Origin of the sequence: Pseudomonas sp. FP2338, from assembly GCF_030687515.1 — a bacterium.
In the GTDB taxonomy this organism is placed as follows: Bacteria; Pseudomonadota; Gammaproteobacteria; order Pseudomonadales; family Pseudomonadaceae; genus Aquipseudomonas; species Aquipseudomonas salomonii.
The window spans coordinates 79366-101560 of the sequence record NZ_CP117436.1 but is presented as its reverse complement, the minus strand read 5'-3'; the positions used below and the strand labels follow the sequence as shown (position 1 = coordinate 101560).

The 22195-nt window shown below is 59.8% G+C and carries 20 protein-coding genes; 8 read left to right on the top strand and 12 right to left on the bottom strand.

All coding sequences use genetic code 11. The features are described from left to right. Window positions 1-30: 30 nt before the first annotated feature. From PSH96_RS00495 to PSH96_RS00475, 5 genes are read left to right on the top strand one after another with little or no spacing between them, the layout of a single operon-like run. Window positions 31-1062: a DUF5924 family protein gene (locus PSH96_RS00495; RefSeq protein ID WP_236371287.1), complete on the top strand. Its 1032-nt coding sequence runs from the start codon at window positions 31-33 to the stop codon at window positions 1060-1062. 54 nt (window positions 1063-1116) lie between these two features. Beyond that, window positions 1117-2265 carry an ABC transporter permease gene (locus PSH96_RS00490; protein WP_305456872.1) on the top strand — a complete coding sequence of 383 codons (1149 nt, stop codon included), beginning with the start codon at window positions 1117-1119 and terminating at the stop codon, window positions 2263-2265. Beyond that, complete coding sequence (locus tag PSH96_RS00485) at window positions 2262-3065, top strand: ABC transporter ATP-binding protein (RefSeq protein ID WP_056861025.1); 804 nt, start codon at window positions 2262-2264, stop codon at window positions 3063-3065. Before PSH96_RS00490 ends, PSH96_RS00485 begins: the two co-directional genes overlap by 4 nt. A 1-nt stretch (window position 3066) precedes the next feature. Continuing rightward, entirely contained in the window at window positions 3067-4005 is a 939-nt protein-coding gene (locus PSH96_RS00480; protein WP_056861024.1) for an MlaD family protein, read from the top strand. Beyond that, entirely contained in the window at window positions 4002-4661 is a 660-nt protein-coding gene (locus tag PSH96_RS00475) for an ABC-type transport auxiliary lipoprotein family protein (RefSeq protein WP_305456870.1), read from the top strand. Before PSH96_RS00480 ends, PSH96_RS00475 begins: the two co-directional genes overlap by 4 nt. Window positions 4662-4747: 86 nt before the next feature. On the opposite strand, the gene PSH96_RS00470 is transcribed toward PSH96_RS00475, so the two are convergent. The 5 genes from PSH96_RS00470 to PSH96_RS00450 all read right to left on the bottom strand — a co-directional run bounded on the left by PSH96_RS00470 (window position 4748) and on the right by PSH96_RS00450 (window position 9139). Next, on the bottom strand, window positions 4748-5977 hold the full coding sequence (locus PSH96_RS00470; RefSeq protein WP_305456868.1) for a nucleoside recognition domain-containing protein: 1230 nt from the start codon (window positions 5975-5977) through the stop codon (window positions 4748-4750). A gap of 97 nt (window positions 5978-6074) precedes the next feature. Further along, window positions 6075-7406: a glutamate/aspartate:proton symporter GltP gene (gene gltP, locus PSH96_RS00465; RefSeq protein WP_017139080.1), complete on the bottom strand. Its 1332-nt coding sequence runs from the start codon at window positions 7404-7406 to the stop codon at window positions 6075-6077. A gap of 729 nt (window positions 7407-8135) precedes the next feature. After that, a complete protein-coding gene (locus tag PSH96_RS00460; protein WP_065931953.1) occupies window positions 8136-8603 on the bottom strand; it encodes an inhibitor of vertebrate lysozyme family protein in 468 nt (155 codons plus the stop codon). A 2-nt stretch (window positions 8604-8605) separates the two neighbouring features. Next, entirely contained in the window at window positions 8606-8770 is a 165-nt protein-coding gene (locus PSH96_RS00455) for a DUF1328 domain-containing protein (RefSeq protein ID WP_003170804.1), read from the bottom strand. A gap of 78 nt (window positions 8771-8848) precedes the next feature. Next, entirely contained in the window at window positions 8849-9139 is a 291-nt protein-coding gene (locus PSH96_RS00450) for a hypothetical protein (RefSeq protein WP_305456867.1), read from the bottom strand. Between the two features lie 378 nt (window positions 9140-9517). On the opposite strand from PSH96_RS00450, the gene algB reads away from it, so the two are divergent. Together algB and PSH96_RS00440 are read left to right on the top strand one after the other, a co-directional pair. Further along, a complete protein-coding gene (gene algB, locus PSH96_RS00445) occupies window positions 9518-10864 on the top strand; it encodes a sigma-54-dependent response regulator transcription factor AlgB (RefSeq protein ID WP_056861018.1) in 1347 nt (448 codons plus the stop codon). A 10-nt stretch (window positions 10865-10874) separates the two neighbouring features. Continuing rightward, window positions 10875-12662 carry a KinB sensor domain-containing domain gene (locus PSH96_RS00440; RefSeq protein ID WP_305456866.1) on the top strand — a complete coding sequence of 596 codons (1788 nt, stop codon included), beginning with the start codon at window positions 10875-10877 and terminating at the stop codon, window positions 12660-12662. A gap of 122 nt (window positions 12663-12784) precedes the next feature. Here PSH96_RS00440 and PSH96_RS00435 read toward each other — a convergent pair whose 3' ends face one another. The 6 genes from PSH96_RS00435 to PSH96_RS00410 all read right to left on the bottom strand — a co-directional run bounded on the left by PSH96_RS00435 (window position 12785) and on the right by PSH96_RS00410 (window position 18280). Then, window positions 12785-13561 carry an N-acetylmuramoyl-L-alanine amidase gene (locus PSH96_RS00435; protein WP_305456865.1) on the bottom strand — a complete coding sequence of 259 codons (777 nt, stop codon included), beginning with the start codon at window positions 13559-13561 and terminating at the stop codon, window positions 12785-12787. Window positions 13562-13649: 88 nt separating this feature from the next. Then, on the bottom strand, window positions 13650-15719 hold the full coding sequence (locus tag PSH96_RS00430; RefSeq protein ID WP_305456864.1) for a GGDEF domain-containing protein: 2070 nt from the start codon (window positions 15717-15719) through the stop codon (window positions 13650-13652). After that, entirely contained in the window at window positions 15716-16597 is an 882-nt protein-coding gene (locus PSH96_RS00425) for an endonuclease/exonuclease/phosphatase family protein (RefSeq protein ID WP_370694381.1), read from the bottom strand. Before PSH96_RS00425 ends, PSH96_RS00430 begins: the two co-directional genes overlap by 4 nt. Before the next feature lie 7 nt (window positions 16598-16604). Continuing rightward, window positions 16605-17240 (bottom strand): thiol:disulfide interchange protein DsbA/DsbL, encoded by a 636-nt coding sequence (locus PSH96_RS00420; RefSeq protein WP_305456861.1) that lies wholly within the window; start codon window positions 17238-17240, stop codon window positions 16605-16607. Window positions 17241-17410: 170 nt separating this feature from the next. Further along, window positions 17411-18037, bottom strand: coding sequence for a cytochrome c4 (locus PSH96_RS00415; RefSeq protein WP_056861013.1), 627 nt, complete (start codon window positions 18035-18037; stop codon window positions 17411-17413). Window positions 18038-18070: 33 nt separating this feature from the next. Further along, window positions 18071-18280 (bottom strand): cytochrome, encoded by a 210-nt coding sequence (locus PSH96_RS00410; RefSeq protein WP_236371297.1) that lies wholly within the window; start codon window positions 18278-18280, stop codon window positions 18071-18073. Window positions 18281-18484: 204 nt separating this feature from the next. Between PSH96_RS00410 and yihA the strand changes: the two genes are divergently transcribed. Continuing rightward, on the top strand, window positions 18485-19126 hold the full coding sequence (yihA, locus tag PSH96_RS00405; RefSeq protein ID WP_305456860.1) for a ribosome biogenesis GTP-binding protein YihA/YsxC: 642 nt from the start codon (window positions 18485-18487) through the stop codon (window positions 19124-19126). Window positions 19127-19394: 268 nt separating this feature from the next. Here yihA and polA read toward each other — a convergent pair whose 3' ends face one another. Beyond that, complete coding sequence (gene polA / locus PSH96_RS00400) at window positions 19395-22172, bottom strand: DNA polymerase I (RefSeq protein WP_305456859.1); 2778 nt, start codon at window positions 22170-22172, stop codon at window positions 19395-19397. Window positions 22173-22195: the final 23 nt, after the last annotated feature.

The window sequence follows — 22195 nt, the reverse complement described above, 5'->3', positions numbered from 1 at the left end:
GATTTTTCCTACACCAATTGTGAACCGCCAATGCCAAATCTACCGCCCCTTATCCAGCGCATTATCGAACTGATCAAGCGCTATCCAGGGGTGATTGCACTCGGCGGTTTTATCTCGGGTGTGTGCAGCTTCATCCTGGTGGATCGCCAGCAGGGCATGGCCAGTTGGATTGCGGTGATCATGCTGGTGAGCTGGCTGTGGTTGATGCTGGAAAACAGCTTTACCCAGCTGTTCGCCAAAGTCTTCAAGCGCGAAATCCCCGAGCCGCTGCTGCGCTACGCGACCCAGATGATCCATCAGGAAAGCCTGTTCTTCGTATTGCCGTTCTTTTTCGTCACCACCGCCTGGAACAGCGGCCAGTCGGTATTCACCGGCCTGCTCGGCGCGGCGGCGCTGGTGTCAATCACCGACCCGCTGTACTACAAGTGGCTGGCACCCAAGCGCTCGCTGTTCCTGGCGCTGCACACCCTGACCTTGTTCGCGGCACTGCTCACCGCACTGCCCATCATCCTGCACCTCACCACCGCCGAGAGTTACAAGTTGGCGCTTGGCGTGGCCATGGCATTGTCGATCCCGAGCCTGGCCGTGAGCCTGCCGCTGCGCAGCATCAAGGGCTGGGTGATGCTGCTCGGGGTGACGGCCGCCATCGGCTGCGCCGGCTGGTTCCTGCGCAGTTGGGTGCCGCCGGCCACCTTGTGGATGACCGAAGTGGCGATCAGCACCCAGCTGCAAGACCGCACACCGGGCGATGACCTCAAGGAAGTCACCGCCGCCCAACTGCGCAGCGGCGGGCTGTACGCCTACACCGCGATCAACGCGCCACGCGGGCTGGATGAGCGGATTTTCCATGTGTGGAAATTCAACGGCCAGGAGGTCGACCGTATCGCCCTGGATATCCATGGCGGGCGCAAGGAAGGCTATCGCGCCTGGACCCACAAGCAGAACTTCCCGGCCGACGCCGTGGGGCGCTGGCAGGTGCAGGTGTTGACGGAGGATGGGCAAGTCATCGGTGTGCTGCGCTTCAAAGTCACTGACCCAGCACAAACGGACAACCCAAAGTAGGCCGTATCGTGCTATTACGTACGGATTGTGGATAGCCAAACAAGCTCGGAGCTTATGACCACTCGTACCACGGCCGGCGCAGCCCACCTCGACACATCCAGCGTTCCCCCGTTACTCAGGATTACGGGGGACTGGACGCTTGCCCACTACGCCAATCTTAAAAAACTGAGTGACAAGCTCGACGGCCAATACGACGCCGGTGCACACATCGACCTCAATGGCCTCGGCGCCCTGGATACCGCGGGTGCCTCGCTGCTGGTCGAGCTGCTGGGCCCGGACCGTATCGAGCGTTCCGCCGAGCAGACCGATTGCAGTTTGTCTACCGCCGACCGGGCACTGCTCAAAACCGTCTACCGCTCTCTGAACGATTTCTGCGTACCCGACAAAGAGCCGGAAGAAGCCGCCGGTATCCAAGTGCTGGCGCGTATCGGCCGGGCCGTCGACACGGTATGGCAGGACGGCATGAAACTGCTGGGCTTTATCGGCCTGATCCTCGAAACCTTCGCCCGTGGCGTTTTGCGCCCCAAGCGCTGGCGCATCACACCGATGGTCGCGCATATCGAACAAACCGGCCTCGACGCTGCCCCCATTGTCGCGTTGCTGACCTTTCTGGTGGGCGCCGTCGTGGCGTTCCTCGGCGCCACCGTGCTCAAGAGCTTCGGCGCGACGATTTTTACCGTGGACCTGGTGGCGTTTTCCTTCCTGCGAGAATTCGGCGTGTTGCTCACCGCCATCCTGATCGCCGGTCGCACCGCCAGTGCCTTCACCGCGCAAATCGGCTCGATGAAGGCTAACGAAGAAATCGACGCGATCCGCACCCTGGGCCTGGACCCGATGGAACTGTTGGTGCTGCCACGGGTAATGGCGCTGCTGGTGTCGCTGCCGATGCTGACATTTTTGGCGATGCTCTCGGGGATTGTCGGCGGCGGCGTGGTGTGTGCCGTGGCCCTGGATATTTCACCGGCGATGTTTCTCTCGCTGCTGCAATCGGACATTGGCGTGCAGCACTTTTTGGTGGGCATGGTGAAAGCGCCGATTTTCGCCTTCCTGATCGCGGCGATTGGCTGCCTTGAAGGCTTCAAGGTCAGCGGCAGCGCCGAGTCGGTCGGCGCGCACACCACCTCCAGCGTGGTGCAGTCTATTTTCGTGGTGATCGTGCTGGATGCGGTTGCCGCGATGTTCTTTATGGAGATGGGCTGGTGAGTCGTCTACACCGTGCGCCCACTGAGGCGGTGATCGAAGTGCGCGGCCTGTGCAATCGCTTTGGCAGCCAGAGCGTGCACGAGAACCTCGATCTGGATTTGTACAAAGGCGAGATCCTCGCGGTGGTCGGCGGCTCCGGCAGTGGCAAGTCGGTGCTGCTGCGCAGCATCGTCGGCCTGCGTCGGCCCAGCGAAGGCGAGGTGCGGGTCTTCGGCAAGAACCTGCCCAACCTGCCCGAGCATGAACGCTCGCTGGTGGAACGGCGCTTTGGCGTGCTGTTCCAGAAGGGCGCGCTGTTTTCCTCGCTGACGGTCACCGAAAACGTCGCCCTGCCGTTGATCGAACACGCCGGCCTCAGCCGTCGCGATGCCGAGCACTTGGCGGCGGTCAAGCTTGCCCTGGCGGGGCTGCCTTTGTCGGCGGCGGATAAATACCCGGCGTCACTGTCCGGCGGCATGATCAAACGCGCCGCTTTGGCGCGGGCGTTGGCACTGGACCCGGACATTCTGTTTCTGGACGAACCCACCGCCGGCCTCGACCCGATTGGCGCGGCGCAATTCGACCAACTGATCCTGACCCTGCGCGATGCGCTGGGCCTGAGTGTGTTCCTGGTCACCCACGACCTCGACACGCTGTACACCATCACCGACCGCGTGGCGGTGCTGGCACAGAAAAAAGTGCTGGTGGCCGATGCCATCGATGTCGTCTCGGAAACGGACGACGCCTGGATTCACGAATATTTCCACGGCCCCCGTGGCCGCGCGGCATTGGATGCCGCTCAATCGCTTAACGAGGTATGACATGGAAACCCGAGCCCATCATGTGATGATCGGTCTGTTCAGCGTGATCGTGGTGGTCGGCGCAATGCTGTTCGGCCTGTGGCTGGCCAAGTCCAGCGTCGACAGCGCCTTCCAGGACTACGAGGTGGTGTTCAACGAGGCGGTCAGCGGCCTGTCGCAAGGCAGTTCGGTGCAATACAGCGGGATCAAGGTGGGCGATGTCACCAGCCTGCGCCTGGACCCGAAAGACCCGCGCCGGGTACTCGCACGCATTCGCCTGGCCGGGCAGACGCCGATCAAGGAAGACACCCAGGCCAAGCTGGCACTGACCGGCATCACCGGCACTTCGATCATCCAGCTCAGTGGCGGCACGCCGCAAAGCCCGGAGCTCAAGGGCAAGGACGGCAACCTGCCGGAAATCATCGCCTCGCCGTCACCCATCGCGCGTCTGCTCAATAACAGCAACGACCTGATGACCAGCATCAACTTGTTGCTGCACAACGCCAACCACATGTTTTCGCGGGAGAACGTCGAGCGCCTGAGCAACACCCTGGACAACTTGCAACAAACCACCGGCGCCATTGCCGACCAGCGCGGTGATATCAAGGTGGTGATGCAACAGTTGATGCAGGTCAGCAAACAGGCGAGCGCCGCGCTGGAACAGACCACCACGCTGATGCGCAATGCCAACGGCTTGCTCAACGACCAGGGCAAGCAAGCCTTCGGCAGCGCCGAGCAGGCCATGAAGTCGCTGGAACAAAGCACCACGACCATCAACACCTTGCTGACCAACAACAAAGACTCGGTAAACAGCGGCATGCAGGGCCTCAATGAACTGGCACCGGCCGTGCGCGAGTTGCGCGAAACCCTCGGTTCGCTGCGCGCCATCTCCCGCCGCCTCGAAGCCAACCCCAGCGGTTACCTGCTGGGCAGCGACAAGAACAAGGAGTTCACGCCATGAAGCGTGCTTACCAAATAATCGCCCCGCTGGCCTTGGTGCTGATCAGCGCTTGCTCGATCCTGCCCAAGCCGGATCCGTCTGATGTGTATCGCCTGGCTTCGGCGCCAACCAGCACCCAAGGCACGCCAGTGAGCTGGTCGCTGCGTGTGTCCAAGCCGCAGAGCAGCGAGTTTCTCGACAGCCCGCGTATTGCCGTAGTGCCAAACGGCGACCTGATCAGCAGCTACGCGAACTCACGCTGGAGCGACCCGACGCCGGTGTTGCTGCGCAATCGGTTTATGGACGGTTTCCAGCGCGATGGGCGAGTGACGCTGCTGAGTACCGACGAGACCAATCTACAGGCTGATTACGAGCTGGGCGGTCAGTTGCAGGCGTTTCAGAGTGAGTACCACGGCAGTGCGGTAGAGGTGGTGATCCGCCTGGATGCGCGGTTGGTGCGTGGGAGTGATCAGCGGATTATTGCCAGTCGGCGGTTTGAGGTGAAGCAACCGGTCGGCGATACAAAGGTGCCAGCGGTAGTGGCGGCGTTTGGGCAGGCGGGGGATCAGTTGAACAAGCAGGTGGTGGATTGGGTGGTGCAGCAGGGAAACACAGCTCTTGTGGCGAGGGTGCTTGCTCCCGCTGGGTTGCGCAGCGGCCCCAAAACCCGCCCATGAGTTTTCACTGACACACCTGCCAAACCCTGTTGGGGCCGCTTCGCGGCCCAGCGGGAGCAAGCTCCCTCACCACAAATAACTAAGCCTTAACCAAAGAACCAGTAGCACACCGCAATCGCCGCCACCACACCGGCAAACTCCGCCAGCAACGCACACCCAACAGCATGCCGCGCCCGCTGAATGCCCACCGAACCAAAGTACACCGCCAACACATAAAAGGTGGTCTCGGTGCTGCCCTGAATCGTCGCCGCGACTAACGCCGGGAAGCTGTCCACGCCCTTGGCCTGCATGGTCTCAATCAACAGCGCCCGCGCCGCGCTACCGGAAAACGGCTTGACCATCGCCGTCGGCAACGCGTCGACAAAACGCGTGTCCATGCCCGTCCAGGCCACCACGTGGCGAATGCCTTCCAGGCCGAAGTCCAACGCCCCGGAGGCGCGCAATACACCCACTGCGCAGAGCATGGCCACCAGATACGGCAGCAGGTTCTTTGCAACGTCAAAACCCTCTTTGGCGCCTTCGACAAAGGCCTCGTACACCTTCACTTTGCGCAACGCACCGATCACCAGAAACAGCATGATCAAGCCAAACAGCGTCAGGTTGCCGAGGATCGATGACAAGCCCGCCAGCGCCGTGGCGGACAAGGTCGCCAGCAACGCCATAAAGCCGCCCAGTACCAGCGCGCCGGGAATCAGATAGGCCAGCACCACCGGGTCCCACAAGCGCAGGCGCTGCATCACCGCCACCGACAGCAGGCCCACCAACGTAGAGGCACTAGTGGCCAGCAGGATCGGCAGGAACACCAGCGTCGGGTCGGCGGCGCCTTGCTGGGCGCGGTACATGAAGATGGTCACCGGCAACAGCGTCAGCGAGGACGCGTTGAGCACCAGGAACAGAATCTGCGCGTTGCTCGCGGTATTGGGGATGGGGTTGAGTTCCTGCAACGCCTTCATGGCTTTCAGGCCAATCGGCGTGGCGGCATTGTCCAGGCCCAGGCCGTTGGCGGCGAAGTTGAGGGTGATCAAGCCGATGGCCGGGTGGCCGGCGGGCACCTCCGGCATCAAACGGCGAAACAACGGGCCGAGCGCCTTGGCCAGCCAGTCGACGATCCCGGCTTTTTCGGCGATGCGCAAAAAGCCCAGCCACAAGGTCAGGGTGCCGAACAGCAGCACCATCACGTCGACCGACAGTTTGGCCATGGCGAAAATGCTTTCGACCATCGCCGCAAAAATCCCGGCATTACCGCCAACCAGCCATTGCGCCAGTGCTGACACCATTGCCACGACAAAGAAGCCAAGCCACAGGCCATTGAGCATCAGTTGAATCCCCCGAAAGATGGAGCGAATGATAGCGGGGCTGGCAGAAACGACAAACCCCGGAATTTTCCGGGGTTTGTTTCAAAGCAGGGTGCTATCAGCCGCGGGTAGCTTGTGCGGTGGGCGCGGCTTCTTTGCTGCGCCAGTGCGGCAGCGAGTTCCAGTAGCGCTCGCCCTTGGCATCGTCGTACATGCCTTCCCAACGGGAGATGACCAGAACCGCCAGGGCGTTGCCGATCACATTGAGCGCGGTACGCGCCATGTCCATCACACGGTCGACACCGGCGATAAAGGCCAGGCCTTCCAGCGGAATGCCCACGCTGCCCAGGGTGGCCAGCAGCACCACGAAGGACACGCCCGGCACACCGGCGATACCTTTGGAGGTGACCATCAGGGTCAGTACCAGCATCAGTTGCTGGCCGATCGACAGGTCGATGCCATACAGCTGGGCGATAAAGATGGCCGCGATGCTCTGGTACAGGGTTGAACCGTCGAGGTTGAACGAGTAGCCGGTTGGCACTACGAAGCTGCAGATGGCCTTCGGCGCACCGTAGGCTTCCATCTTCTCGATCACACGCGGTAGCACGGTTTCGGAGCTGGCGGTGGAGTAGGCCAGCACCAGCTCATCTTTGAAGATGCGCATCAGCTTGAGAATCGAGAAGCCGAACAGGCGGGCGATCAGGCCCAGTACCGCAAAGGCGAAGAACAGGATGGCGACGTAAACCAGGATCACCAGCTTGGCCAGCGGCAGCAAGGAGGCGAAGCCGAAGTTGGCGACCGTTACCGCGATCAGGGCAAATACACCGATTGGGGCGTACTTCATGATCATGTGGGTGACTTTGAACATGCTCTCGGACACGCCCTGGAACATGGTCACCAACGGCTCGCGCAGCTCAGGCTTGAGGCTCGACAAGCCCAGGCCGAACAACACCGAGAAGAAGATGATCGGCAGCATGTCGCCACGGGCAACGGCGGCGAAAATGTTCGACGGGATCAGGTTGAGGATGGTTTCGATGAACGCATGCTCATGCTGCACTTCGGCGGCGGTGGCGGTGTACTTGGAGATGTCGACGGTACCCAGGGTACTCATGTCGATGCCGGCGCCCGGGTGGAACAAGTTAGCAAGCAACAGGCCGACCACAATGGCGATGGTGGTGACCACTTCGAAGTAAAGGATGGTTTTGACGCCGATTCGCCCCAGCTTCTTCGCATCACCTACGCCGGCGATGCCGACAATCAGCGAGGAAATCACAATCGGGATCACGATCATCTTGATCAGGCGGATAAAGATATCGCCTGCCGGCTGCAACACATTGCTGATCCACCAGGCTTTTTCAGCACTGAAATGGTTGAGCACTGCACCGATTGCGATCCCCAGTACCAAACCGATGAGGATCTGCCAGGCGAGGCTTAGCTTTGCCTTCTTCATGTCATTACCCTTACTTCAAGTGGACTTAAGGCAAATGCGCCATCTGCAACGCTCGGAAGCGAAAAAGTGTGTGCATTTGCCTCCATGGAAGGTCACCGCAGCGTGGCCGAAATGGCTTACTGGCAGGCGAAAAAAGGCGCAACTATTCCCATGCAAGGGAGCGACGTCTAATGCCGTAAACGCCTACCCTATGCCGAATCGGCATGACTTTTTTTGAAATTAACTGTCCGAACGGTCAGTTCAAATCCGCCATTAAAGCCCGTGAATATGCCGTTGACCGGCCAATACCGGCTCGCTCAGAGATGTTGGACAACTTATAGAGGTTGGCAAAAATGCCTGGGAATTCACTGACCTGGCGTCAGAAATGTCCTATGGCACAGCCAAAATTTTCTCGATAGATGGTCGCTACGAAACACCAAGTAATGGTTAGGAACGCGCAAAAGAGAAATTATCGGCTATGAGCCGTATAAGAAGCGGAGCATCAGAGTGATAAGCCCGTCGCAAGTTCAGCAAGCGTGAGGGCTTGTGAACTTGCGTCGCAGCTTTTCACCTGACCCGGCCCTTGCGCAGGCACTCCCTGTACCCGTAGGTCACGCCGATCTCGATTGATCAGAGCAACCCGGCCCCCTGGCCATGCATCACCCTTGGCGGGTGATGCAGACAGAAAGAAGCAAAGGGCTTCTTTCTATGGACGCCGGCTCCGCAGACGACAGACGCGTCAGACGGAACCTAGTACCAATTCGGGTCTTTCTTGAGCTGCTCCATCAGCAGCTTTTGCATGCCTTCGTTCGGCTTACCAATAAAACGGTAATCGGCGTGCCGTGTCGGGGATTTGTCTGCCGGTAAACCGGCCGGGACTTCCACCAACATGGCGTAGGCATCTTCCTTGTCGTAGCTGAAGGCAACGATCAGGCGCTTGTTCAGGCACGTATCTGCAGTTTCACAGAGCGGCCCCACCAAGTACTTCTCGCCATCCTCTTCTACAGCGTTCATTTGTTCGGCCGTACCGGACAGGTTCATCACCCATTCCGGCAGGCGCTGTTCTTTCTTCACCACGCTTTGCCAGGTTTCGCGGTACTGCTTGTCCGCACTGAGCAATTCGTTGGCTCGGGATTGGCCGTCATTGGCGGCCATCACCAAGCCGCTGCCGCCCAGGAGCAGGGCAGCAGCCATGGCTTTAAAGGACAAATGGGTCATATTCAGCCTCGGCCGCGACGACCAAAGAAGAACGAAGCGATGAACATCACCAGGAAAACCACAAACAGAATTTTTGCGATACCCGTGGCGGTGCCCGCGATACCACCGAAGCCCAGGACTGCAGCCACAATGGCGATGATCAGAAATGTGATTGCCCAACTCAACATGGTGATTCTCCTTACGCTTTTTTAGAGGTAACAGCGGTAGTGCCGTGCAGCCGCTCAACACAAGCGACCTTTTCTTGCTTAGAACACCCAACGCTCTTGGGCTGGCAATTCACCCAGGGTTGAACCCTGGTCTGCCACTCTCAATTGCGGGGCGGTTACATCAGTAGTAGCGCTGGCGCTGCCAACGGAACGGAAATGGGTTTGGGTCATCGACGGACGTTCGAATTGCGGGGTTTGCTGCTGACTTTGCTGCCAATGCTGCATCTGCTGGCCGCCAATCAACGTGACCATCAAAGCCAGGCTGGCAAACAGACCTTGCTGCATGCGCAGTGGCGATACACGTAATTGGCTGAGGCTTTGGCGAGTCATGCTGCATTTCTCCCGCATTCTGATTATTCGTTGGGAGAGCTATTGCAGAGTGCATGCCAGTTTTTTTACAAAATAAAACCCAATAAAATCAGTATGTTATGAATACACCAGTACTGTATCGAACAGCATCCTGCACGATGCCCCTTTGCAGGCCGTGCGAAATGCACGATGGTCAGTGGTCGGGTCAACGGATCGAAAGTGCAGGAGGCGTTGCCGAAGTGGCAGAAAGGCATGAAAACGCCATCAATCGGCGTCTTTGTAGGAGAACATGAAGATACCTGCGCGAAGATGCCTTTTATGAATCAGAATAAACCATGCAACTTGCCCGATTAATCCGGGACTAAACACCATCATTTATAGTTAAGGAGCGCGGGACAGATGGAATCAGCCAAGGAACTTCAAGGCCGCATTCTTTTAGTGGATGACGAATCCGCAATCCTCCGCACCTTCCGTTACTGCCTGGAAGATGAAGGCTACACCGTAGCCACTGCCAATAGCGCCGCCCAAGCCGATGCCCTGATGCAGCGTCAGGTATTCGACCTGTGCTTCCTGGACCTGCGCTTGGGTGAAGACAACGGCCTGGATGTGTTGGCCCAGATGCGCATCCAGGCGCCATGGATGCGCGTGGTGATTGTGACCGCGCATTCGGCCGTGGATACCGCCGTTGACGCGATCCAGGCCGGCGCCGCCGACTACCTGGTCAAGCCATGCAGCCCTGACCAACTGCGCCTGGCCACCGCCAAGCAGTTGGAAGTGCGCCAGCTCTCGGCACGCCTGGAAGCGCTTGAGGGCGCAGTGCGCCAACCCAAGGACGGCCTCGACTCCCACAGCCCGGCGATGATGGTGGTACTGGAAACAGCGCGCCAAGTGGCAGGCACCGATGCCAATATTTTGATCCTCGGTGAGTCCGGCACCGGTAAAGGCGAGCTGGCCCGGGCCATACACGGGTGGAGCAAGCGCTCGAAAAAATCCTGCGTGACCATTAACTGCCCGTCACTGACGGCGGAACTGATGGAAAGCGAGCTGTTCGGCCACAGTCGCGGCGCCTTTACCGGGGCCAGCGAGAGCACGCTGGGCCGGGTTAACCAGGCCGACGGCGGCACGCTGTTTCTCGACGAGATCGGCGACTTCCCCCTGACTTTGCAGCCAAAACTGCTGCGATTCATTCAAGACAAGGAATATGAACGCGTAGGCGACCCGGTCACTCGACGGGCCGACGTGCGCATCCTGGCGGCCACCAACCTGAACCTGGAAGACATGGTGCGCGACGGCCGTTTCCGGGAAGACTTGCTCTATCGCCTCAACGTCATCACCTTGCACCTGCCGCCGCTGCGCGAGCGCAGTGAAGACATCCTGACCCTGGCCGACCGTTTCCTGGCGCGCTTCGTCAAGGAATACGCCCGGCCTGCGCGCGGCTTCAGCGATGCCGCCCGTGAGGCGCTGCTTAACTACCGCTGGCCGGGCAATATCCGCGAACTGCGTAACGTGGTGGAACGGGCCAGCATTATTTGCCCGCAGGAAAAGGTTGAAATAAGCCACCTCGGCATGGCCGAACAGCCGACCAACAATGCCCCGCGTATCGGCGCAGCATTGAGCCTGGACGAGCTGGAGAAAGCCCATATCGGCGCCGTTCTCGCTACCAGCGACACCTTGGATCAAGCGGCCCGCACGCTGGGCATCGACGCGTCGACCCTGTACCGCAAACGTAAACAGTACAACCTGTGAGCTGTACCTTATGAAGCTTGCGATGAAACTGCGCACTCGGTTGTTTCTGAGTATCTCAGCGCTGATCACCGTCGCCCTGTTGGGACTGGTCCTGGGACTGGTCAGCGTCATGCAAATGGCCAAGAGCCAGGAGTCGCTGATCCGCAGCAACTTCATCACCCTGGACCTGGGCCTCAAGCTGCGCCAAACCTTGGGCGACCAGTTGATCCTGATGCTGGAGGAGCAGCCCGATCCCGCTGCCCTGCAGACGTCCAAGCAGAACTATTTTGCCCTGCTGGACCAGGGCATCGCCCATGAACAGCAGGACGGCAGAACCAGTGGTTTCAGCCAGGCACGCATCGACTACCTGAATTTTCTCAAGGCGTTTGACGAGGCTCCGCGAACCTCACTGGCCAACGGTAAAAACGAAAAGCTCACCGAAACCTTCAATACATTGCGCAATGGTTTGATCACCGAGCACAAACAAGCCTTGGAAAATATCAACGACAGCGAACACAAGTCGCGCAATCGCGCCTTGTTGATCGCCGGCTTGCTGGGGCTGGTCGGCCTGGCGGTGTTGATCATCGGCTTCGTGACCGCCCATGGCATCGCCCGGCGCTTTGGCGGGCCGATTGAAGCCTTGGCCAAGGCCGCCGACAAGATCGGGCAAGGCGATTTCGAAGTGACGCTGCCGATCTCATCGGCGGCAGAAATGAATCAACTGACCCGCCGCTTCGGCATCATGGCCGAAGCACTGCGCCAACATCAGGCAACCAATATTGATGAGTTGCTGGCCGGTCAGCAACGCCTGCAGGCGGTGCTCGACAGCATCGACGACGGCTTGCTGATGATTGACCGCCAAGGCCACCTGGAGCACCTTAACCCTGTGGCACAGCGCCAGTTGGGCTGGGACGAAGAGCGCCTCGGCCAGGGCTTGGGTGAAGCCTTGGGTCGCCCTGAAATGGATGAGCAACTGCAACTGGTGCTGCGCGGCAGCAACCTGGAGCGCGCGCCAGACGATCTGGAAGTGGAAGTCGAAGGCGAACTGCGCCTGCTGACCTACAGCCTGACGCCGGTCAGCCATACCCAAGGGCATATTCTGGGCGCAGTGATGGTGCTGCATGACGTCACCGAACAACGCGCGTTCGAACGGGTGCGCAGCGAGTTCGTCTTGCGCGCCTCCCACGAGTTGCGTACGCCGGTGACGGGCATGCACATGGCCTTCGGGCTGTTCCGCGAACGTGCGAAGTTTCCCGCCGACTCCCGTGAAGCGGACCTGCTGGATACGGTCAATGAAGAAATGCAGCGCCTGATGCAGTTGATCAACGATTTGCTCAACTTCTCGCGCTACCAGAACGGCCTGCAAAAACTCACCCTCGGGCCGTGCGATGTCACCGATCTGCTGGAGCACGCGCGAGGCCGGTTCACGGAGCTGGCGAACGCACAGGACATCGAACTGCTGGTAGAAGCCCAATCCGAGTTGCCCAGGCTGTATGCCGACCAGGTTCAGCTCGAGCGTGTACTCGATAACCTTCTAGGCAACGCTCTGCGACATACCGCCAATGGTGGCCAGATTCGCTTGCAGGCGCGGCGCCACGGCGAACGAGTGATTATCAGCGTTGAGGATAACGGTGAGGGTATTGCTTATGGCCAACAGGGGCGCATCTTTGAACCCTTCGTACAGGTAGGCCGCAAGAAAGGTGGCGCCGGCCTCGGGCTGGCGTTGTGCAAGGAGATCGTACAGCTGCACGGCGGCCGGATGGGCGTGTATTCGCGGCCGGGGCAGGGTACGCAGTTTTATATGGCGTTGCCGTTGTAGCCTGGCTACAAAAAATGTGGGAGCGGGGTTGCCCGCGATTGCGGTGGTTCAGCCAAAAGTTTATTGACTGACACTCCGTCATCGCGGGCAAGCCCGCTCCCACATTTGCATCGGCTTACAGCTTATCGGCGGTTCAATGCGCTCAGGATCGCAGCACTTTCAGCATCCGGCGTGCCGTCAAACCGTGATGGCCGGAAGTGCATCTGGAACGCCGCGATCACATGGCGTGTGGCCACATCCAGCTCACCTGTCTGCGGCGTCTGGTAGCCCAGGCGCGCCAGTTCTTCCTGGAACCACGTGATACTCGGCAGGCTGACGGCATATTGCTGTTGGAACCGAGCCACCGCCTGTGCATCCGGCCACACGCCCAAACCTTCAGCCGCCAGGCGCTTCCACGGGAACAACGGGCCCGGGTCGAGCTTGCGCAATGGCGCAATGTCGCTGTGGCCGATGATGTTCCTGGGGGCAATGCCGTTGCGCTTGCTGATGTCCTTGAGCAACACCACTAACGACTGCACCTGGGCCTCTGAGTACGGGTACCACAGGCGGCCGCTCGGCGAATCTGTATAACCTGGGTTAACAATTTCGATGCCAATGGAGCTGGAATTGAGCCAGGTGCGGCCCGCCCACTCGCTCTCACCGGCATGCCAGGCGCGCTGGCTCTCGTCCACCAGCTTGTAGATGGTGCCTGAGGCGTCGTCGCCGATAAGGTAATGGCTGCTGACCTGACCGTGCGTGAGCAGCGCCAGGGAGCGCTCAAGGCTGGCCGAGGTGTAATGGACAATGACGAACTGCACCCGGTTGTCGTGGTTCGACGAAGGATGGCTGGTGTTCAGCCGCGGGCCGCTGGCGCAGCCGGCGAGCAGGAGAAACACAAAGGCGATGCAAAAAGATTTCATGGCGGAAGACAGTACGCAGAAGACGATAATGCAACAGTGTAACGGATGGGTCGGGGCTCGACGGTCAAATTACAAAATGGAACATCTTTTACGCCGCCTGCACCCGGTTGCGTCCAGCTGCCTTGGCCCGGTACAACGCCTCATCGGCACGCTTTAGCGCCAGGTCACTGCGTTCGCCCGGCTGAAACTGCGCCACGCCCATGGACACTGTGATGGTCACCGGCTCGCCCTTGAAGTGGAACGGGCATGCTTCGATGGCCGAACGCAGCACCTCACCTACGTCCAGAGCATCTGCCAGGGCTGAATCCGGCATCAACAATACAAACTCTTCACCCCCAAATCGCGCGATAAAATCGTCGGGGCGCAGGCGCTTGTGCAACACATTAGCGATGATCTTCAACACCTTGTCGCCCGCCAAGTGGCCGTAGCCATCGTTGATGCGCTTGAAGTGGTCCAGGTCGAGCATGGCCAGTGACAGGCTGTTGCCGCGCTGATGCCAGCTATTCACTTCATGGTCCAGGCGCTCGCTCCAGGCCGCACGGTTGGGCAGGCCGGTGAGCGGGTCGATCAAAGCTTTCTGGCGCTGCACTTCCAAATGTTCGCGATAACCTTGGGCTTCCTGCTCCATGTTCGCCACCCGCTCGGCCAGGCTTTTGAGCCGCGCCGCGACTTCCTGCTCGCGCTGGTCACGCTGCTGCTGGTGTTCGTCCATGGTGCCGAGCAGGCCTTCAAGGTGGCTTTCCAGTACATGCTTGAGGCTGTCCAGGTCAGCAGCTTCCTGCACGCTGCTTTGCAGGCCGTCGACCTGTTCACGGATCTGCGTATCCAGCTCCCGCGCGGCTGAGCGGCTGTCGGCGTGCCCCTCGCTGGCCACCTGCAGATGGCCCTGAAAAGCTTCAAGGCGTTCATTGAGCTGTTTGAGGTAGGCCTCGAACTCATGCTGGCCGCTGTCGGTAATCGCCAGCATCAGCACCGCCAGGTCGTCAAGGATCGGCAGCAATTCGTACCAGTTCAAGCCGTGGGCCAAGCGCTCGCGCATGGCTTCGGCCTGAGGCCGGTGGCGCTCGGGTAGGGACAGATCCTCCAGCAAGCCGAGCAAGGTGTCTTCGATATGCTTCGCGACCGAGCTGTAGGACGGCTCGGGGGAGTCGGGCAGGGCATAGGTGCCGTCCGGTTGCAGCGCATCGGGGTCGGGCTCGCAGGTTTCCAGCACGGGCGGAAGCGACAGGCTGCCGATGACCGTTTGATCTGGCGTGTCGACCTCAACCTGCGGTTCTTCGATAAATGCAGCAAGGGCGCTTTCGGGCGCGGCTTCCTCTACCGCTGGCTCGGGCACCTCTGGCTCAGAGACTTCGACAGGCGCGACGGGGGCTTGCTCCAGCGCCGCAGCCTCGAAGACAAAGGTTTCGCCGGCGACTTCAGCCACTTTGACCGGCTCAGCCGGCTCAGGCTGCGCGGCGGCCGGCGTTACCGGCAATGGCGCGAAGGCCCGCAAGGCTTGGGTCAGCTCTTCGGATTGCGCGGGTTCCAGAGCCTCGGGCGCGGCTTTGGCAGCGTCAGGTTTCGGCGCCGGCGGTTGCGGTGCATAGAGCGGGGCAGGTTCAACCACCGGCGCCTCATTCGACACATCCTTTGCACCAAACAGGCGTTGCAGCAGGCCTGGCCCAGGGCGCGCGGCTTCGCCTTCCGGCTCCAGGTTATTCAGCGCCTGCCCTTGCAGGCTGCTCAATTCGCTGAGCAGCAGCGGGATCTCACGCGCCTGGCCGACTCGGCCATCAAGCTGCTTGGCGAAGGTTTTCAGCGGGCGGGCGACTTCACGCGGCAGGGGCAGCTTCTGCAACTGCGCGACCAAGGCAGTCAGCGCGGTACTGATCTGGTCGACCCTGGTTTCGCGGCGCTGCTCCGAGTCGAGCACGGCCTTTTCCAGGCGTGGCAGCAAGGCGGCGAGGGCGGCGTCCATGTCGTCGGTGCGCACCACATCGCGCATCTCCTTCATGCATTGATCAACCGCTCGGTCAGTACCTTCCGCCGCCAGCGTGCTGCGCACCAGGCCTCGGCGCAGCAGGTCGAGGCGCGCGGCCCAGCGGCGTTCGAGCTTGTCTTGCTGCTCAACGCTTTTAAGGTATTTCTCTTTCCAGCGCTGGGCGTCGTCGCTCATGCAAGGGGTCCGCGAGGGCCTGGGCTCAACGCGGGCAATGCATCAGCCGTGAGCGAACCCGGCAGACGAATCTCTACCGCGACCGGCAGGTGATCGGAAATGGGCTGCGCCAGCACCTGCACACTTTCCAGTGTGAGGCTCGGGCTGAGCAGGATATGGTCGAGACAACGTTGCGGGCGCCAGCTGGGGAACGTGGCTTCGACTTGCGGCGCCAGTAACCCGAGGTCGCGCAACGGGGAATTCTGCAACAGGTCGGTGGCATGGGTGTTCATGTCACCCATCAGCACCTGGTGTTTGTAGTTGCCGATCAGATCACGCACGTAGGCCAACTGGAGGTTGCGTGTACGCGCTCCAAGCGCCAGGTGCATCATCACCACCACCAAGGCTTCCGGGCCTTCGCCGAAACGCACAAGAATCGCGCCGCGCCCTTTTGGGCCGGGCAACGGGTGATCTTCGATGGCAGTCGGCTTCAAGCGGCTGAGCACGCCATTGCTGTGCTGCGCCAGGCGCCCGAGGTTGCGGTTGAGTTGCTGATACCAATAAGGGAAAGCACCGAGATGGGCGAGGTGCTCCACCTGATTGACATAACCGGAGCGCATGCTGCCGCCGTCGGCTTCCTGCAAGGCGACCAGATCGAAGTCGCTGAGCAGGTCGCCGATTTTCTGCAGGTTGCCGATACGCCCTTTGTGCGGCAGCAGATGCTGCCAGCCACGGGTGAGGTAGTGCCGATACTTCTCGGTACTGTTGCCCACCTGGATATTGAAGCTGAGCAGCCGCAGACGGCTGTCTGCCGGCAAACCCGTGGATTCCAGGTGATGTTCGTTGACCCGCGGTTCATGCAGGCCAACACTACGTTCAGTACCCCAGCCGCGCATGATGGCCCCCTTACTTGGCTGCGCGCTCTTTAGCGATCAGTTGGTCGGCAACATTGAGGGTTTGCTCAGGACCACCGGTAGTGCCCAGGTCGAAACGGTATTTGCCGTTGACGATCATGGTCGGTACGCCTTGTACGCCGTACTTCTGCGCGAGCTCCTTGGCCTGTTTGATTTGACCCTGGATAGCGAAGGAGTTGAAGGTGGCCAGGAACTTGTCCTTGTCGACGCCTTGGGTGGCAACAAAGTCAGCCATGTCGTCAGGCTTGGTTAGGCGCTTGCCTTCTTTCTGAATCGCGTTGAATACAGCGTTGTGAACCTTGTGCTCAACACCCATGGCTTCCAGGGTCAGGAACAGTTGGCCGTGGGCATCCCATGGGCCGCCGAACATGGCTGGAATGCGTCTGAAATTCACATCAGAAGGGAGTTTTTCAGCCCAAGGGTTGATGGTCGGCTCAAAAGCGTAGCAATGCGGGCAGCCATACCAGAACAGCTCCACCACTTCGATCTTGCCTGGCTCCGAAACCGGCACCGGGGTGGCCAATTCAACATAGGTCTTACCGGCTTCAAGCGGCACGTCGGCAGCTTGTGCGGTCATGCCGAAGAGGCTGGCAGTGACGAGAGCGGCGCTGAGGATCAGATTACGCATGCTTTACTCCTGGACAAATAAAGTCGCCTCACGCGACCTTTAGTTGTGACAGGTCTACGCGGGCATGAGTTCGTTAGTGTAACGGCACCGGCCACAAAAAAGGGCGGCCTAAGCCACCCTTTTTATGCTTGCATCGATGGATTAATCGAGCGTTAACGTCCCAGGCCCAATCAGTGCAGCCCCTGAATATAGCTGGACAGCGCTTCGATATCTTTATCCGAAAGTTTCGCCGCAATGTCAGTCATCATTTTGTTGCTGGCATCGCCATCGATGGAGCGAACCTTCTCGCGGAAGTCCTTCAATTGCTTGGCGGTGTATTGGGCGTGCTGACCACTCAAGTGAGGGAAACCCGCCTCGGCCAGCCCACTGCCACCTGCGATGTGGCAAGCCTTGCAGGCAGGCATGCCACCGATAGGCTGGTCTTCGGCGAGCTTGCCGCCTTGAAACAACGCCTGGCCTTTATCAACGAGCTTCGGATCAGCAGCTCCCACACTGCCTTTCTGGCTGGCAAAATACGCCGCGATGTCCGCCAGGTCCTGATCGCTGAGATTGGTCAGCAGGCCGGTCATTTCCAGCACCGTGCGCTTGCCGTCCTTGATGTCGTGCATCTGCTTGGTCAGGTAACGCTCACCTTGACCGGCCAGTTTGGGGAAGTTCGGCGCCGGGCTGTTGCCATCCGGTCCATGGCAAGCACCACATACGGCGGCTTTCGCCTGGCCCGCTGTAGCGTCGCCTGCAGCATGGGCAACACCGGTGATGCCCAAGGTCAACAGCAGACTCACGATCAGTTTGTTCATCAGCTAATCCAACTACGGCTAAGGGTTTAAGAGTTATCTACCGGGTTTACTCACCATCAACTCGTTGATGGCCTGGTAATCCTCAGTACTGCAGTCCATGCACAAACCACGCGGCGGCATTGCCTTGAAACCCTGAGTCACGTGTTGCATCAGCTTAGCCATGCAAACTCGGTTGTACAGCGCCTCTGGATCCTGTGTAGCCTGAGCGCCTAAAAGCGCGATCAGGACACCAAAAGCGCGCAACCATCAGGTCATACATCGACCTTTTCAGGGTTTGAGAGCGTTTTGCGTTCTAATGCGCAATGAAGGTCTTTCGCTCCCGTGAACTTCATCCTTCGCTGGGACAAAGCACACACAAAATCTGCGGCATTATATACTGGCGCTACTGAAACGGAAACGACACCGCTTGCCGCACCCTTTCTCGGCACCGCCCACATCGGAAATCTCATGCAACTCAAGAATCCCATCCTCGGCCTGTGCCAACAGTCCACGTTCATGCTCAGCGCCGCCAAAGTGGACCAATGCCCCGATGACGAAGGCTTTGAAGTCGCCTTTGCCGGCCGTTCCAACGCCGGTAAGTCCAGCGCGCTGAACACCCTGACCCACGCCAGCCTGGCGCGCACCTCGAAAACTCCGGGCCGCACGCAACTGCTCAATTTCTTCAAGCTAGACGATGATCGGCGTCTGGTCGACCTGCCGGGCTACGGTTATGCAAAAGTACCTATCCCGCTGAAGCTGCACTGGCAGCGTCACCTGGAGGCGTACCTGGGTGGCCGCGAGAGTTTGAAGGGTTTGATTCTGATGATGGACATCCGTCATCCAATGACCGATTTCGACCTGCTGATGCTCGACTGGGCCGTCGCCAGCGGTATGCCAATGCATATCCTTTTGACCAAGGCCGACAAGCTGACCTACGGCGCGGCCAAGAACACCTTGCTCAAAGTGCAGTCCGAAATCCGTAAGGGTTGGGGCGATGCGATCACCATCCAGTTGTTCTCGGCGCCCAAGCGCATGGGCCTGGAAGACGCTTACACCGTATTGGCCGGCTGGATGGAATTGGCAGACAAGGGCGCGCAAATCGCGGAATAACTTTTCTGCGGGCAAAAAAAACCCCGGACTTCGTATGGGGAGGGGAAGTTCGGGGTCCAAGTTCCGGACCGCTAGGGCGGGGTCCAGATATCTGCCAACACTTAACACAACATAGGAGCATTGAAGGGCTTCACCACCCATTCAGTAACTCTGAGTCACAGTTCACGGGTTAAGTTCCGGCAGGTCAAAAAACTATTGGAAATAACCTGCGACGCTTTCTGATCTAAAGCGCTCTGCCATCACCCTGGGCAATGGCAGAGCCGCGCTGTCAGTGTGCTTCGTCCCAGTTATCGCCCACGCCCACGTCCACCACCAATGGCACGTCCAGCTTGGCCGCCGCGCTCATATGCTCGCGGATCTTCTTGCTGACTTGCTCCACCAGATCCTCACGCACCTCAAGCACCAATTCATCGTGCACCTGCAGGATCACCTTGGCGTCCAGGCCCGACTCGGCCAGCCAGTTGTCCACCAGCACCATGGCTTTCTTGATGATATCCGCGGCGGTGCCTTGCATCGGCGCGTTGATCGCCGTGCGCTCAGCGGCCGCGCGCTCCTGGGGCTTGTTGGAGTTGATGTCCGGCAGGTACAGCCGACGCCCGAAGAAGGTTTCGACATAACCCTGGTCTGCCGCCTGGGCGCGGGTGCGCTCCATGTATTCACGAACGCCCGGGTAGCGCGCAAAGTACACATCAATGTAGGCCTTGGCGGTCTTGGTATCGACGCCAATGTCCTTGCCGAGCTTCTGCGCGCCCATGCCGTAGATCAGGCCAAAGTTAATTGCCTTGGCACTGCGGCGCTGGTTCGACGTGACTTGCGTGAGCTCAACCTTGAACACTTCGGCGGCGGTGGCGGTGTGCACGTCCAGGTCATTACGGAACGCATTCATCAGCCCCTCGTCCTTGGACAAGTGCGCCATGATCCGCAGCTCGATCTGCGAATAGTCCGCCGCCAGCAATTTGTAGCCTTTGGGCGCGACAAACGCCTGGCGAATGCGCCGCCCTTCGGCAGTGCGCACCGGGATGTTCTGCAGGTTCGGATCACTGGACGACAAACGCCCGGTCGCCGCCACCGCCTGATGATAAGACGTGTGAATACGCCCGGTACGCGGGTTGATCTGCTCCGGCAGGCGATCGGTGTAGGTGCTTTTGAGCTTGCTCATGCTGCGGTACTGCATCAGTACCTTGGGCAGCAGGAAGTCATCTTCGGCCAGCTTGGCCAACACTTCTTCAGCCGTGGATGCCTGGCCTTTGCCGGTCTTTTTCAGTACCGGCAAACCGAGCTTCTCGTAGAGGATCGCCCCGAGTTGCTTGGGCGAGCCCAGGTTGAACTCTTCACCGGCGATCTCAAACGCCTGGCGCTCCAGTTCCACCATCTTGTTGCCCAGCTCGATACTCTGGATGCCCAGCAGCGCCTTATCCACCAGTGCGCCCTGGCGCTCGATACGCGCCAGCACCGGCACCAAGGGAATTTCGATGTCGGTCAGCACGCTGGCAAGGCTTGGAATGGCTTCAAGCTGTGCATGCAAAGCCTGGTGCAGGCGCAGCGTCACGTCGGCATCTTCGGCAGCGTAAGGGCCAGCTTGCTCAAGCGGGATCTGATCAAACGTCAGCTGCTTGGCGCCTCTGCCGGCGATGTCCTGGAAACTCACGGTGTCGTAGTCCAGGTACTTCTTGGCCAGGCTGTCCATATCGTGCCGGGTCGCGGTGGAGTTCAGCACGTAGGATTCGAGCATGGTGTCGAAAGCGATCCCGCGCACAGTAATACCGTTGGCCTGATCGCCGCCGATGGCACAGTTGGCCAGGATGTTCATGTCGAACTTGGCGTGCTGGCCGACCTTGAGCTTGGTCGCGTCTTCCAGCAACGGCTTCAAGGCCAGCAGTACCGTGTCACGGTCCAGTTGTTGCGGCGCACCGATGTAGGAATGGGTCAGCGGGATGTAGGCCGCTTCATGGGGCTGCACGGCAAAGGAGACACCGACCAGTTGCGCCTGCTGCGCATCGATCCCCGTGGTTTCGGTGTCGAACGCGAACAATTTTGCCGCGTTGAGCTTTTTCAGCCAGGCATCGAATGTCGCCTGGTCGAGGATCGTGGTGTAGGACGCCTCTGCGGGCGCCGCGACTTCGACGGCTTCCTCAACAACTGGAGCAGCCTTGAGCTCAACGCGCTTGGCATCGCGCTGAATCTCATCAAACCAGCTCTTGAACTCCAGCAGCGTGTACAGCTCCAGCAGTTTTTCGCGGTCGGGCTCGATCAGGTGCAAATCATCTAGGCCCACATCCAGCGGCACGTCGACCTTGATCGTCGCCAACTGATAGGACAGGAATGCCATCTCCTTATGCTCTTCCAGCTTGGCCGGCAGCGTCTTGGCACCACGGATGGGCAAGGTCGGCACGATATCCAACTGCTCATACAGCTCTTTGATGCCGCCATTCACGCCCACCAGCAAGCCGGAAGCCGTCTTCGGACCAATCCCCGGCACGCCTGGGATGTTGTCGGACGAATCGCCCATCAGCGCCAGATAATCGATGATCTGCTCCGGAGCGACACCGAATTTCTCCTTCACGCCCTCGATATCCATCGAGCTACCGGTCATGGTGTTGACCAAGGTAATGTGCCCGTCGACCAACTGCGCCATGTCCTTGTCGCCGGTAGAGATCACTACCGGACGGTCAGCCGCCGCGCTGCTGCGGGCCAGGGTGCCGATTACATCATCGGCCTCGACGCCTTCAACGCACAGCAACGGGAAGCCCAGGGCGATCACGCTCTGGTGCAGGGGCTCGATTTGCAGGCGCATGTCATCGGGCATGCTCGGGCGGTTGGCCTTGTATTCGGCGTACATCTCATCGCGAAAGGTCCCACCCTTGGCGTCGAACACCACCGCGAACGGGCTGTTCGGGTACTGTTTGCGCAGGCTTTTGAGCATGTTCAACACGCCCTTGACCGCACCGGTGGGCAGGCCTTTGGACGTAGTCAGCGGTGGCAACGCGTGAAAGGCGCGGTACAGATAAGAAGAACCGTCCACCAGGACGAGGGGGGCTTGGCTCATGAGCAGGATCAACCTTTTCGGCG